This window comes from Halorussus rarus (genome assembly GCF_003369835.1).
In the GTDB taxonomy this organism is placed as follows: domain Archaea; phylum Halobacteriota; class Halobacteria; order Halobacteriales; family Haladaptataceae; genus Halorussus; species Halorussus rarus.
Window position 1 is genome coordinate 708,937 of record NZ_QPMJ01000002.1, and the last position, 13,007, is coordinate 721,943.

Here is a 13,007-nt window from a genome sequence, read left to right on the forward strand (position 1 = left end):
CTAACGGTGTCGCTGCCGGAAACGAACGGGAGGCGAGTATGACCAGGACGACCTCGGGGGCAGCGACCATGCTGGCAGTGCTGCTGCTCGTGGCGGCGCCGATCGTCGGCGCGGCGTCGGTCAGCGCCCAGCAGGTGACGGCACCGGACGGGTACGTCGGTGTGCCGGACACGAACATCGTCGAGGACGTTCCGGTCGGCGCCGACGTGGGCCTCGAGGCGCACGATCTGGAGGGCTCGGTGATGGCGTCGGACTACGCCAGCTCGCTCCAGGTGATCGTGACGACGCCGGAGCGCGCGGGGCAGTACGTCGGAACGAAGATTTCGGGTGCGGGCAACGTGGCGCTGGTGGTGAAAGACGACACGAATCACGACGGCAGGAAGGTGGCGCTGCCGGCCGACGCGGTTCGGACGGCGCTGGGCTACAAGCCGCGCGTGGTGTACGGCCGTCACGAGGATGGCGAGCGGTGGGCGTCCAACGTCACCGGTCGGAATGGGCTGCTGATCTTCGAGGTACCAAAGTTCTCGAGCAACGCGGTGACGTTCTCGGGGCGCGTGGAACAGACGTTCTCGCCGGCGACGGACGGAACGGAATCGACGTACGAGCTCGGGAGCTACGACGCGGCGAGCGATCCAAACGTGACATTTGAGGGCTGGACGGCGACCGAGTGGGATAACGTCAGCGGAACCTCTCTGGGCGACGGTGACACGCTGGCGGTGAACCCCGCAGGGAACACCGACCTGCGCGGGCCGAACGGCTCGAAGCCGGAGATCGTGTTCACCGGCGATGGGTTCATGCGATGGGATAACAAGAGTGTGTCGGATGTCTCGGCGTCGAGCAGTCAGTCAATTAGCGTCGAAGGGAACCTCGATCCGACCGGGCTGAGCGCGAACGGGAAACCGACACTACAGGTAACTGCCCCGTCGAATTTCTCACATTTCGGTTCTAAGACGCAGGGCTGGGCGATGATTGGAGACGATGGCGGCACAGAGATTGAAAGCGAGATCAGGATGGATAGCGGACCGGCAACTATCGACGAAATTTACTTCGAGGATTTGTCTCCGAGTGGCGCGTCGGGGACGATAGACGTGTACATCGAGGAGGACAGCCCTGACGGGTATTATGGAGAAGGGACGTTAGTTAAGCAGAACTGGGACATGAGCGGGAGTGTAATTGATATTCAGGATTATAGTCCCTCGTCCTATCCGATAACGGTAGAGTTGGTGTCAAAGAACTTTGACACTGACGAGTCCTATACCGTGTGGAATGATGGAAATGACGAGTCAGGAACAGTTTATACAACTTCCCTCGGAGAAAGCGGTTCGGCGCACGTCGAGCTTGGACTCTCCCCTCCGAAGGCGAAGAATATCTACGCGAGCGCAGACGGCGCGTCGGCGTCGTTCGGAACTCTCGACTATGGTGAAACTGTAACCAAAGAGTTCGGACTGTCGTCCTCCGCCTCAAGTATCGACTGGTCGGGGTCCGGAATAATCCAAGACTGGACGCTGAAAATGAAGGAACGGAAGGCCACCGAGGACCCCGCCGTAGACTTGGACGGGGACGGCGTGGACGACATAACCTACTCCGGGCTACTTTCGGATGGCGAGACCGTGGCGTATCAAGCGTCGGAACTATCGCTGTCGGACGATTCGCTGACGGTTTCGACAGCAAGCAGTTCGACCGTGGACGTGGGGGTTCGCCTCCAGGAGGTCACGCAGACTCGGAACCCGACGCTGACGCTGAACAATCAGACGGTAGCCAGCTACTCCGGCGTGCTGGCGGACGGCGCGACGGTCGAGCGGACCGTGGACAAAACCCACCTCCGGGAGGGACAGAACAACCTCTCGGTCTCGGTCGGTGACGGCTCGCTGACGGCGGACGCACCCACGCCCTCGGTGGGGCTGAACGTCACCCACGACGCGGATGTAAAGGTCACGAGCTCGTACGCGGCGGACGGCTGGAAGGAATCGTACAACGTCAGCCACCAGTACGCCGGCGATCGCTCCGAGGCGACCGTGACGGTCCCGTTCTCGAGGCACGTGTACGATGTACAGAACCTCGAGTACCGGGTGAACGGTGGGGAGTGGACGACAGTCTCGGAGGCGAACTGGAACCTCGTGGAACACACGACGCTGAAGATTTCGCCACCCGACCCGGACGGAACGCCGGGCTACGAGGCTGGCGACGAGCTGGCGGTCCGGACGAGTGGGTTCAAGGTGAAAGTCGTGGACGGAGAGATAACCGTCACGGACCCGACGGACCCCGGTGACGACGGCCTGAACACCGAGTTCCGAGTGGACAATCGGAGCGTCGGGTTCCACCTGGGGGTCGGGACCTCAGCGAACGGCGACCGCGTTCACTACCTGAAAGAGGAGACGTGGGAGAACCCAGACGAGAAGGCGGTCCTTACTGCCGACGGGAGCCAGGAGATCTACCTGCCGAACGCGAAGGCGGGCGGATCTGCGCGGGTTTCGACGATTCCCGTGGAGGTCGGCCTCTCGAGCGGGGATGTAGGGTTCAAGGTCCAGGCGCCGGAGAAACCGCGGTTCGAGGTGACGCCGGGCCGGACCGGCTCGGGAACCGACGTGACGTACAAGTGGTTCGGCGGGTCGGTCGGCGAGACGTACGGAATCTACTCGGTCGACCAGAGCCGGTTCCTGGACAAAGCCGAGTTCAGCGGGTCGTACGTCGAACTCTATGATGACGATAGCTCGGACGTACTGGCGATCAAGACGGCGACCGAAGACTCAGGGAGTTCGTCGGACAACTCCGGCGATAGCGAGGTTGCGGGCGGCTCGTGGGACGAGAGCACGCCGGATGGAACGCTTCAGCAGCTCGCCGTGCTGGGCGCGTGGGTGGCGCTGGTGATCGTTCTGATCGGAGCAACCGGGCGGTCCAACCTCGAGGGCCGGCGGCGCTGGGCCGTGGTCGGCGCGGTCGGCCTCGGCTCGGGACTTGGCGCGCTCGAGATCCTCCGGCCAGGCTCGGTCTCGGGCGCGATCAACGTCGGCCTCCAGGAGGTCGTCCCGCTGGCGGGGCTGGCCGCGATCGGCGTGGTCGTGTACTCAGTCGTCACGTGGTGGCAGTCACGGAAGGCTGAGGCGTCCACGCCCGAGACGAAAGTGACGCTGGACCTCGGGAAGGGTGGTGGCGACTGAGCCATGCTGGCCGAGATCGTCCGGGAGGCGGTCCGCGCGTTTGGCGTCCAGGGCGTCAGCGCGGGCGTGCTGGCGCTGCTCGTTGCAGTGGCGCTCTACGCCCACAAGCTGGGGAGCGCCGGCTCGAAAGCGGTCCACGCGGGCTCCACAGTCCGCCACGACCTTCAAGTGGTGGCGCTGGTCCTGGCTGGGCTGCTCGTCCTCGGCGTGGCGACTCTGGACGTGGCTCGAGCGCGGGAGCTGGCCGGCGTGATCGGGCGGCGGCTCGCCCAGCTCCCCGTGGAGCAGTGGGTGGCCGGGCTGGTCTGACCATGCCGACGTACGAAGAGTTCGAGGACCCACGAGAGCGTTCCACCTGAAACGCCTCCACCCGAAAGACCGCAAGACGGACCGCCGTCCGGTGGTCTGACACCCCTTTTCGCTATTTGCCTCAAATCGCCGGAGGGGAGTCGCGTGCGACCGGCCGCGCGTCGGCCTAAGCGGTCCCGGAACGGGTCCCTTCCGAAGTACCACCTGCTGGGGCTCCCGCTGGCTTTCCACCGTGAGCGCCTCGCTCGTCCGTCCACGGCGGTTGCGGTCGGGGCGAGCGGTTGCGGTAGGCCGGAGCCGCTATGGCTCCGGCCGTTTTCTCCCTTCCCCCCAGGGGCACTCTCACTAAGGGGTCCCGGAGAGGTACCCCGCACTGCCACCCTTCTCTGTAAGGGTGCTGGCGGCCTCGAGCGGAGCGAGAGAGCCTAATCGGGGCCGGCCGTAGGCAGGATTCATTTATACTTGCACAAGAAAACTGGCTGAACTCAACACGGGCGGCCTCGGTAACATCCCAGCGGAAGTGAAAGGTGGCGAATTCTGACCCTCTTAACCAACGCTCGGAGGGAGGTGGTCGGAGAAAAGTTGGTTAAGACCGCAAAAGCGACAGCGCCGCCGCTGGCGACCAGCGGGCTCGTGGCCCCTACGGGGCCCATTCAGTCCCGCAACGTCGGGTACGGATCAGTCCGGACTTCCACGTACTCGTCGGCGATTGCGCCGACCTCGAGGGCGGTCCCGAGCTGCTCACCGGTCAGCGGGAGCTCTCGGAACGCCTTCCACAGCGCCTCGTCGCTCTCGCTGCTGGACGAACTCACCGCGTCAGCATCGTCCTGGTCCTCGTCGACAGTCTCGCCCTGATCGACGCGGCCGTCCTGGTCGCCGGCCCGATCGTCGCGGTCACCCTGGCCGGCGTCGGCGATCGCCTCCAGGAGCGCGTCGCGCTCGCCGCGGTCGGCGTCCTGGTCGCCCTCGAGGGTCCGCTTCAGGAAACGCTTCTCCCGGCGCTGCTGGGCGCGGTCGTGGCGGTCCTCGGCGCTGTCTTCGGGGTACACCTCGTCCAGGGCCTCGTGGGCGTCTTCCTCCCACCACTGGGCGCTGAAGGTGACGAACGTACAGGCGTCGGGAATCGTCTTCAGGATTCCCGGCTCGCTGTCGGTCCCGCACAGGCGTTTGACGTGGCCGCGGACGGTCCGTTTCACGAGGCCCACGTCTTGGGCAATCTCGTCGTACGTGGCGACGCCGCGGCGCTTAATCGAGTGGAGAATGTCGTAGACGGCCGTGGTCTGGGCCTTCCGGGCCTCGGCGTACAGCTGGGGCCGGAGGCTCTCGTAGTGGTCGCGGAGCCACGCACGGCGGCCCTCCGGGTGTTCCCACTGGAGCAGCTCGGCGGCCGGGCCGAGGCTCTGCTCGTCCTGGAGGATGTGCTCGGTGCCCACGTCGGCCCACTTGAGGTGGGACAGTAGGATCTGCTCGAGGATGTGGGTGATCTGCTCCCACCGGTCGGCGCTGTAGGCGTCACCGCCCTTCGGGCGGCCCTCCAGCGAGACCTCCACCTTCGGCTGGTCATACGGATACTCCAGGTACTCGGCCGGCGCGTCGGGAAGGTACAGCTTAATCTGGATCTCCTGGCCGTGGAGAATCGGAAACCCCAGCTGCTCCCATCCGTCCGTCCGGAGCTTCACGATCTGCCACTTTCCGTCACTGTACACGGACTCCTCTTTCAGTTCCGCCTCGTGGCGAGCCAGCAGCTCGCTGGACTGCCGGATCACGTGGACCACTTCGTCGGCGACGCCCTCCGAAATCCGGTGGTGGACCTCGCTCTTCCAGAAGGTCCGGCTCTCCTGGTTCACGTCCAGGTCGTCCACGTCGTACTCGAGGGCGTCGTACAGCAGCGTGACGGCGCGGTCCTCGATCTCGGCGCTATCCTCGGCCCACGTAGTCTGGACGGTGAGCTCGGTCCCGTCACCGTACGGCGGCGTCCAGTTCTCTGAGATCCCTTGCTGAGTTTTCTTCAGCAGCGAGGCGTACTGGGGCCGGAGCGTCACGTTCAGCGAGGTCGTAGGGGTCTTGAACCACTGGATTTCGCCGTCCTCCACGGGCTGGAGTGTCAGATTGTACTTGAACCACTGACGGAAGGCGCCGCCTCTGGTCTCGCGGCCGAGCTCGCAGCGGGAGCTGTTCAGCGAAACGGCGACCGTCTCGCCGAACAGCTCGTACTCGTCCAGGAGGACGACGTACTCCCGCTCCCGGCCGCGGCTGTCCTCAACGGTGACGATCTCGCCGTCGTCCTGCGCCTCGTACCACCGAGCGCGGGCGTACTGGTAGGCCGAGCCGTCCCGGATTCGGCGGTCGCCGAAGTCGTGGGGAATCTCGGTCTCGGGCCGGTACACGTCGTTCAGCACGAGGTGGAGGTTCCCGCCGTGGCGGGTCGGCCGCGGGAGCAGCTCGGTGGAGGTCTCGATTCCCTCCACGCGGACCAGGCCGTTATCCGGGTCCGTCGGCGGCTCGGCCGGACTCGGAGCGTCCAGGCTCACGGCTCCACCTCGCTGGGGTTGAAGACATTGGTCCAGGTCAGTTGGGCGTAGTCGGGGCGCTCGTCGGGCGAGATCCAGGAGTGGATCAGCTCGTCGACGATCGTCGCGGGGACGACCTTCAGCGCGATCACGTCGCGGTCGGGGGTCGGTTCACAGACACCGAACAGGTACACGCCTTCGGCGTCCAGCAGCGCCTCGTGCTGGCCTTTCCGGAGGTAGTACCGGCCGTGCTTCTGGTTCTCGCCGTAGACCGCCATGACGGTCTTGATCTCCACGACGGTCCCGGCCTCAAGGACACAGATGCCGGCGAACGGGACCGTCTCGTCGGGCGTCACGAGGGTCGTGGCTCGGGCGTCGTAGTGGAGGGCCTCCTCGTCCGGGACGTACTCGAGCTCGGCGACGACCTGGAGGACGGCGCTCTCGGCGTTATCTCCCGCTTCGCGGGACGAGAGCGTAGTCTGGCTCATTCGGACCGACCTCCGAAGTGGTGGACCGCGCGGCGGACGGTCAGCTTCGCGGTCGGCGCGTGAATCACAGTGACGAGCTGGGTGTTCTTCCGGACGAGCACGGTCTCGGAGAGCTCGTGGTACCGAACCTCGTCGCCCTCGAGGCCGTGGCCGTAGATAGGGGTGGCGGCACCCCAGGCGTTCAGGACGGCCATGCACGGCGCTTCTGACCGCTCGAGCCACCGGCGCTCGGCGTGGTCGCTAACCTGGAGGCAGCTGGCCTGTTCAGGCATCGGAATCACCGCCCTGCTGGGTGGCCGTGCTCGACTGCCCAATTTCAGCATTCACTTGTTTAGTGAATACCTTAGGAATCCTACAGACTATTACGTCTGGTCCACCATTCCCTATCAGGGGGGAACGTGCCTCAAAAGGCACAGTCCAGTGTCCCAACCACTGTAGCCCTCCGGTGTTTTTACGACGCTCAATTCTGTCCGCGGACTGCTCAGTCATCGCTCTCTCCCTCCAGAAGGGTCCGCTGGTAGCCGTCCAGCCGTGGGGGCGTCGTGCCTCTCGGGACCGTCTGGCCGGTCGGGTACTCGGTAAGGTCCGGGTGGTAGCCGGTCTCTTGACACCACTGAGCGACGACCCACTGGGCGCGCTCCTTGTCGCTCTCGAAATCTCGGTGGTACTTGATGGCCTCGCCGATCAGCCCGAGCAGGTATTCGAGGTCGTTGGAGGCATCGAGGTCGTCGGACTCGGCGAGCAGTGAGCGCACGAAGGCGTCCCCCTTGCTGCGCTCAGTCTCGTTCGCGGACTGCCCGGTCACACCTGATCACCGCCCTGGTCGCCCTCCGGGCGACGTTTCAGCACGCGGTCGGCCACCCGAGCTATCACGTCGGCGTGACACACCGGATGGTCCTCGCCAGTGTCCTCGAGGCGATGGCACCAGCAGCCGAGGACGTTCCCGCGGAGCTGGTACACGGCGTCCACGAACTCGGGGCGCTGCTCGAGCGCCAGGAACAGCGAGCTCGTGAACATGGCGACGGACTGCTCGCGGCCGAAGTCGTCCGCGGGGTACGGGTTCCCGAGCCACCCAGCTTCGCCGGGCTCGTCGACAGTCACGAGATTTTGGCTCCCCTCGTCGCCGTGGCGACCGGCGTACACGTCCACGTCGTCCTCCTGGCAGTGACCGACGTACGTGAACCGCGGGTGGCCGTCCTCGTACTCGGTCGGGAGGCCCAGCTCGTCCACCACGTCGGGGCGCTCGAAGACGCCGACGGGTGGCTCGGCTTCGCCGAGGCGCTCGGAAATCGTGGCCTCGTTTCCCGTCTCGACCTCAGTGGGCTCGCTGGTGGCCTCAGGAGTCCGAGCCGGCCCAGTACCGTCACGGGTCGTGCTCCCGCCGTCAGCGGAAGCCGTGGGGTCGTGGGCGACCTCGTGGGCTCTGTCGGCGGCCTCGAGGTCGTCTGACCGGACTGGAATCCACGCGGTGCCTTCGGTCAGCTGGGCGCGGACGCCGACCATGCGACTCGAGTAGCCGTGGGCGTCGGGACCGCCGACCTGCTCGGGGAACAGGAGATCTTCGTCCGGGCTCTCGTAGCCGCGGGAGCGAACGTATTCCACGTCGGCGTCCTCGAGTGCCTCGCGGAGATCGTCGTCAGCGAGCCGGACGACCGGAACGCTGATCTCGCCGCGGGAGTAGGTGATCGGAATCTCGCTGACGGGACAGACGACCTCGCCAGCGTCGTCCCGCTGGATCTCCCGGAGGGAGGCCCACGTCCTCGCGCCCCAGTCCTCGAGGCTCATCGGTCCACCTCCTGTCCGATGTGGGCACAGCTGACGCGCTCTCGCTGGCACTCGGGGCACCAGGTCGTGTCGGCGGTCGTGATCCAGCCACCGTCGGTGGCGGGCGTGAACTGGTCCTCGCTCGGGTGCTTCGGCTGGCATTCGAGACAGAGGTCCAGGTACTCGATTTCGTCGCGGTCGCGAATCAGAATCTTGTGGTTCTCGGGGTCGACCTGTCCGCCACAGTCGTCGCAGGTGAGGGAGCCACCGTCAGCGAGAACCGGAGGCTCGGTTTCAGGGTCGTCCTCGTGGTGCTTGATGATGGCCCGGACGCGATCGGGGTCGGGGCCGCCTTCTTGGAGCGCGCCGAGCTCGGCGTAGAGGTCGCGAACTGGACAGTGGGGGAGATGGTCCGCCATGCCCTGGCGAGGCCGGAGCGAGGTTCCGCAGAGGCCGCAGGCGGTCGTGACGACGAGGTGTTTCCCGTTGGGCTTCTTGCGGTACTCCAGCGTCACGGCGAACACCTCCCCTCGTCGAGTGCCAGACACTGCTGGCCTGGCTTGTCGATGAAGCCGCCACAGTAGTTACAGATCGGACGACTGATGGCGTCGGCGGACTCCGCACGACCCGCCATCAGGCGACACCTCCATTACAGTCCCCTATCTCTAAATCTAACGTTTTAGAGAGCGTATTTTGAGTTGCTGAAGGCTCTCGCTCCGGAGTATGAGAGCCTTGGTGAAAGGTTAGTGGGACCGCCGAGATTCGAACTCAGGTCCTACCGACCCCATCGGCAGAGGATACCACTACCCTACGGTCCCGCTCACGCGCAATAGCGCGCAACTGGACGAAAGGCCGTCCCCGAGTTAAGCGCTTCGTTTCGCCCTCGGGCGTACCGGTCGCTTCGACTCCGCTCCGCCGTCACTCCGACTCGTCTTCGCCCGCGTCCCACGGGACCACCAGATCCCCGTCGTCGCGGACCGCCATGCTCGCCAGCGCGTCGTTCTCGTAGACCGCGACGCCGGCCATTCGTCCGAGCACGTAGCCGTCGTGGTCGGATTCCACCGTCGCCTTCCGGTCGCCGTGGGGCGTGCAGACCTCGGCAACGACATCGCCTTCGGCCACCACGTCGCCCGCGTCGACGCGGTGACGTGCGATACCCGCCGTGTCTGTGTGGGGGTGGACTGCGCGCTTGACCGGGTAGTCGACCGGCGCCTCGGGGCCGACGGCGTCGGGGTCGGGGTCGCCCGGAAGTACGCCGAGTTCGCGCATGACGTTCCGGACGCCCGCGACGCCCGCCTCGCGGACGTCCTCCTCGACCACTTCGTGGCCGCCGAGCTCCGCCGTGAACGCGGGGATGCCGGCGTTGTTCAGGGCCGCGCCTGCGGTCGAGCGTTGGAGGTTCTGCTCGGTGTACTCCGCGGCGGCGTACTCGTTGACCACCGGCATCCCGAAGGCGTCGACGAGCGATTCGAGGTCCGTCGCGAGCTCGCGGGCCTCGTCCTCGGTGCGGTGGTCGCCGTACAGCACCCGGTCCCGAATCAGGAACGGCATCGACCCGACGTGGGCGGTGTGGAGGTCGACGAGCGCGTCGGCCGAATCCTCGAACGCCTCGTAGACGCGCTCGTCGATGAGCTGCTGGACGCTCGGCGGGCGCGCGCTCTCGGCGTCGGGGTCCGGGAAGTAGCGGTTGGGGTCCTCGTCGTCGTAGTAGGACGTCCGGGAGTTCCGCCGGAGACCGGCGGGGTTCAGCGTCGGGACGCAGACGACAGTGCCCCGGATCTCCTCCGCCAATTTGTCGGTCATCACGTCCTGTGCGACCGCGAGGCCGGTCACCTCGTTGCCGTGGATGGCGGCCGTTATCCAGAGCGTCGGGCCGTCCTCCTCGCCCTCCGCGATGACGATGGGGAGTCGTTCGGCCGTTCCGGTCGGGAGGTCGGTGACGTCAAGCCACCCGGTGGCGAGCTCGCCGGGCGCGGATTCGGCGGTGCCGAGTTGCATGCCCGGAGGGTGGCGGGGCGCGGTGAAAAAGGTGGGTCTGGCGAGACGCTACACCAGCACGCGCTCTAGCTCCACGACGACGCCCGACTCGGCGTCGGGGTCGCCGACCATCGTCCCCAGACAGACCGCGGCGCCGTTCGGGGTGAAGCAAGCGACTAGTTGGCCCTCCTCGGCGTCTTCCGCGTCGATGACGCCCGGGGCGTACACCTGCGCGCCGTGGGCGACTTCCGCGGCCGCGCTCGGCGCGACGGTGACCGCCGGGAGGTGTTCGAGCGCGCGCTCGGCCGGGTGGACGACCTCCCGTAACCAGTCGTCCTTCCCGTCCTCGCGCCAGCGCGCCAGCCCGTCGGCGAGGTCCTCCATCGTCACCAGCGTCGAATCGTCGAACGGGTCGGTGCCGGTCCGGCGGAGGTCGCCCATGTGCGCGCCCGTCCCGAGCGCGAGGCCGAGGTCGTGGCAGAGCTTCCTGACGTACGTCCCGCTCTCGCACCGGATGCGGAGCAGCGCCTGGCGCTCGTTCACCTCCAGCACGTCGAGGTCGTACACCTCCCGGACCCGGAGCCGGCGGGCGACTGCGCTCTTGCGCGGGGGCTTCTGGTAGAGCGGCCCCTCGAACTCCGCGACGACGGCGTCGAGGTCGGCCGGCGGGTCGTCGTGGAGCTCCAGCACCGCGACGTACTCCTTCGCGCCCTCCAGGAAGACCTGCGAGAGCCGGGTCGCCGCACCCGTCAGCACGGGCAGACATCCGGTGACCTTCGGGTCGAGCGTGCCGGCGTGAGCTGCTTGTTCCACCTCCGCCATGTCGCGGACCCAGCCCGCGACCTGATGGGCCGAGGGACCCGGCGGCTTGTCGAGGTCGACGACGCCGAACGCGAGCAGTTCGTCGGGCGAGCGGTCGTCGGGCGGTCCGCGGAGCATGGGCGTCAGAAGTCCGCGTCCAGTTCCACGGGGTACTTGCCCTCGTCGACGCCGGCGTCGTACTCCTCGACGGCGGTCACGAGCATGTCCAGCACCGCGTCGGCGTCCCACCGCGCCGTGTTGATCGAGAGGTCGTAGATCTTGAGGTTCGTGATGTCGATGCCGTAGTACTCGCGGTACCGATCGGTCTCGCTGCTCTCGCGGGCCGCGGTCTCCTCGCGGGCGTTCTCGACAGGCTTCTCCTCGCGCTCGGCGATGCGCTCGGCCCGCACGTCGAGCGGCGCGTCGAGCCACACCCGGAAGTCGGCGTGGTCGCCCGCGAGCCACCCGGCGAGCCGGGACTCGAGCACGAGGTCGTCCTCCTCGGCCGCGATGTCGGCGAGCCGGCGGTCGAGGTCGCGGTCGATCTGGTCGTCCTCCTCGGCGAGCTTGTTGAACTCCAGCGTCGAGTAGCCGCGCTCGGCGGCCAGCTCCCGGAAGATGTCCCCGCCGCTCTTGTGCTCGAGGCCCAGCGCCTCGGCCAGCTTGGAGGCCGTCGTGCTCTTCCCGCTCCCCGGCGGGCCGGAGACTGTGATCAACATATCTCAACTCGGAGTGGCGGTCTCAAAGAGGTTTTGAACTCGGCCCGGGGTTCGAGGCGACGCGCCGCGAGAGACGGTCGCACGCGGAGGTTCGCACGCGAATCGAAAGCCCGACGGTGAGCGATGAATCGCGGGAGAGGACCGAGAATCCGAGAGAGAAGCGGAGGCCGCCTACGTCGGCGTCGTCTGGATGTTCAGCGACTTCCGGAGGAGCTGGGTGAAGCTCATCGAGCAGAGGAAGTACCAGATGATCCAGAGCTGCATCGGGCCGAGCACCTTCGAGGTCCACCGGGCCTCGCCGATGAGCGGCGCCACGATGGTCCACTCGCCGGTGCTCACGTGACCGTCCAGCACCATCCAGTAGATCCAGAGGAACACCGGGATGGTGACGAACATCGTCCACACCATCGGGCGGAACTGCTCCTTGAACATGCCCATCTGGTCGCCCATCGCGTCCATCTGCTCCTCGCGGATCTCCTCGAGCGCCTCGTCGTCGCCCCGCTCCTGGGCCTGCTTGCGCTTCTCCTGGATGTCCTTCATGCGCTGCTGGTAGGCGCTCATCTTGTCCATGTCCATCAGATTTGCCTGGAGCAGCGTGGTGAACAGCCCCGTCAGCAGCGCGACGACCAGCACGACGACGTAGAACGGGACCACCGCGTCGACCGGGCCGAGCACGACGTCGACGGTCCCGCCGACGATGTCCCGGATCGGCCGCTGGGAGTACCCCAGGAAGAGGCCGGCGGCGCCGACCGCCGCCAGCTTGTCCCACTTCGTCCACGACGACTCGTCGTCGTCGATGTCCGCAACGTCGGCGTCGGTGTCGGTCGTCGTGACGGTTGTGGCGGGTTCGTCGTCGAGCGCCGCCTCGACCGCACCGGGGTCGGCGAGCCGGAACTCGTCGCCGACGCTCTCGAGGACGTCCTTCTCGATGAGGCGGCCCCACTGGCCGCTCGTGAGCGCGTCGTTCACGTCGGCCCACTCGATGCGCTCGGAGCCGCCGTCCGTGCGGTCGTAGACGACCGCCAGGGCGTCGGCCATCGGCGATGAGCGACTCTATCTTGTCCGCGGTCCGTGCCATTGTGAGAGATTTGGAATCCCCCGGTTAATCAACTTTCGTCTTTAGTCGACCCGTCCCGACCGCGTAATCGGGCGTTTCGGTCCGCGAGGGCGCGCTGGAACCGGTCCCTCCCGGGGGCCGGTCGGGGATCGGTCGCGGTGCTGGTCGGCAGTGCGTCCGATTCCGGTCGGAGAAGCGACAGGCGCCCCAGCGAAAAACCGCGG

The 13,007-nt window shown here is 66.6% G+C and carries 12 protein-coding genes and 1 tRNA gene; 2 read left to right on the forward strand and 11 right to left on the reverse strand.

Going from position 1 to position 13,007, the window contains the following annotated elements; genetic code table 11:
• The first annotated feature begins 38 nt into the window (after positions 1-38).
• Together DVR07_RS11815 and DVR07_RS11820 are read left to right on the forward strand one after the other, a co-directional pair.
• Positions 39-3,158, forward strand: a complete 3,120-nt coding sequence (locus tag DVR07_RS11815; protein ID WP_162829538.1) for a hypothetical protein — start codon at positions 39-41, stop codon at positions 3,156-3,158.
• Between the two features lie 3 nt (positions 3,159-3,161).
• On the forward strand, positions 3,162-3,467 hold the full coding sequence (locus tag DVR07_RS11820; protein ID WP_115797490.1) for a hypothetical protein: 306 nt from the start codon (positions 3,162-3,164) through the stop codon (positions 3,465-3,467).
• A gap of 653 nt (positions 3,468-4,120) precedes the next feature.
• On the opposite strand, the gene DVR07_RS11825 is transcribed toward DVR07_RS11820, so the two are convergent.
• The 11 genes from DVR07_RS11825 to DVR07_RS11875 form a co-directional block, all read right to left on the reverse strand.
• Complete coding sequence (locus DVR07_RS11825; protein WP_115797491.1) at positions 4,121-5,998, reverse strand: DUF7845 domain-containing protein; 1,878 nt, start codon at positions 5,996-5,998, stop codon at positions 4,121-4,123.
• Positions 5,995-6,465, reverse strand: coding sequence for a hypothetical protein (locus DVR07_RS11830; RefSeq protein ID WP_115797492.1), 471 nt, complete (start codon positions 6,463-6,465; stop codon positions 5,995-5,997). The genes DVR07_RS11825 and DVR07_RS11830 overlap by 4 nt, the downstream gene beginning before the upstream one ends.
• On the reverse strand, positions 6,462-6,737 hold the full coding sequence (locus tag DVR07_RS11835; protein WP_162829539.1) for a hypothetical protein: 276 nt from the start codon (positions 6,735-6,737) through the stop codon (positions 6,462-6,464). Before DVR07_RS11835 ends, DVR07_RS11830 begins: the two co-directional genes overlap by 4 nt.
• A 209-nt stretch (positions 6,738-6,946) precedes the next feature.
• On the reverse strand, positions 6,947-7,270 hold the full coding sequence (locus tag DVR07_RS11840) for a hypothetical protein (protein WP_115797494.1): 324 nt from the start codon (positions 7,268-7,270) through the stop codon (positions 6,947-6,949).
• Positions 7,267-8,250: a DUF4326 domain-containing protein gene (locus tag DVR07_RS11845; RefSeq protein ID WP_162829540.1), complete on the reverse strand. Its 984-nt coding sequence runs from the start codon at positions 8,248-8,250 to the stop codon at positions 7,267-7,269. Before DVR07_RS11845 ends, DVR07_RS11840 begins: the two co-directional genes overlap by 4 nt.
• The gene (locus DVR07_RS21615) at positions 8,247-8,744 is read right to left on the reverse strand and encodes a hypothetical protein (RefSeq protein WP_162829541.1); all 498 of its coding nucleotides are present in this window, start codon (positions 8,742-8,744) and stop codon (positions 8,247-8,249) included. The genes DVR07_RS11845 and DVR07_RS21615 overlap by 4 nt, the downstream gene beginning before the upstream one ends.
• Positions 8,745-8,976: 232 nt before the next feature.
• Positions 8,977-9,047, reverse strand: a tRNA-Pro gene (locus DVR07_RS11855).
• 100 nt (positions 9,048-9,147) lie between these two features.
• Positions 9,148-10,227 carry a succinylglutamate desuccinylase/aspartoacylase family protein gene (locus DVR07_RS11860; RefSeq protein ID WP_115797497.1) on the reverse strand — a complete coding sequence of 360 codons (1,080 nt, stop codon included), beginning with the start codon at positions 10,225-10,227 and terminating at the stop codon, positions 9,148-9,150.
• A gap of 48 nt (positions 10,228-10,275) precedes the next feature.
• Positions 10,276-11,145, reverse strand: a complete 870-nt coding sequence (locus DVR07_RS11865) for an RNA-guided pseudouridylation complex pseudouridine synthase subunit Cbf5 (protein ID WP_115797498.1) — start codon at positions 11,143-11,145, stop codon at positions 10,276-10,278.
• A 5-nt stretch (positions 11,146-11,150) separates the two neighbouring features.
• On the reverse strand, positions 11,151-11,726 hold the full coding sequence (gene cmk / locus DVR07_RS11870; RefSeq protein WP_115797499.1) for a (d)CMP kinase: 576 nt from the start codon (positions 11,724-11,726) through the stop codon (positions 11,151-11,153).
• 171 nt (positions 11,727-11,897) lie between these two features.
• Positions 11,898-12,764, reverse strand: coding sequence for a DUF106 domain-containing protein (locus DVR07_RS11875; RefSeq protein WP_115797500.1), 867 nt, complete (start codon positions 12,762-12,764; stop codon positions 11,898-11,900).
• Between the last annotated feature and the right edge of the window lie 243 nt (positions 12,765-13,007).

Bases quoted from the DNA above. Each gene is read 5' to 3' on its own strand.
- DVR07_RS11815 (WP_162829538.1), top strand. From the start codon at position 39: ATGACCAGGACGACCTCGGGGGCAGCGACCATGCTGGCAGTGCTGCTG.
- DVR07_RS11820 (WP_115797490.1), top strand. From the start codon at position 3,162: ATGCTGGCCGAGATCGTCCGGGAGGCGGTCCGCGCGTTTGGCGTCCAG.
- DVR07_RS11830 (WP_115797492.1), bottom strand. From the start codon at position 6,465: ATGAGCCAGACTACGCTCTCGTCCCGCGAAGCGGGAGATAACGCCGAG.
- DVR07_RS11835 (WP_162829539.1), bottom strand. From the start codon at position 6,737: ATGCCTGAACAGGCCAGCTGCCTCCAGGTTAGCGACCACGCCGAGCGC.
- DVR07_RS11845 (WP_162829540.1), bottom strand. From the start codon at position 8,250: ATGAGCCTCGAGGACTGGGGCGCGAGGACGTGGGCCTCCCTCCGGGAG.
- DVR07_RS11860 (WP_115797497.1), bottom strand. From the start codon at position 10,227: ATGCAACTCGGCACCGCCGAATCCGCGCCCGGCGAGCTCGCCACCGGG.
- DVR07_RS11865 (WP_115797498.1), bottom strand. From the start codon at position 11,145: ATGCTCCGCGGACCGCCCGACGACCGCTCGCCCGACGAACTGCTCGCG.
- cmk (WP_115797499.1), bottom strand. From the start codon at position 11,726: ATGTTGATCACAGTCTCCGGCCCGCCGGGGAGCGGGAAGAGCACGACG.
- DVR07_RS11875 (WP_115797500.1), bottom strand. From the start codon at position 12,764: ATGGCCGACGCCCTGGCGGTCGTCTACGACCGCACGGACGGCGGCTCC.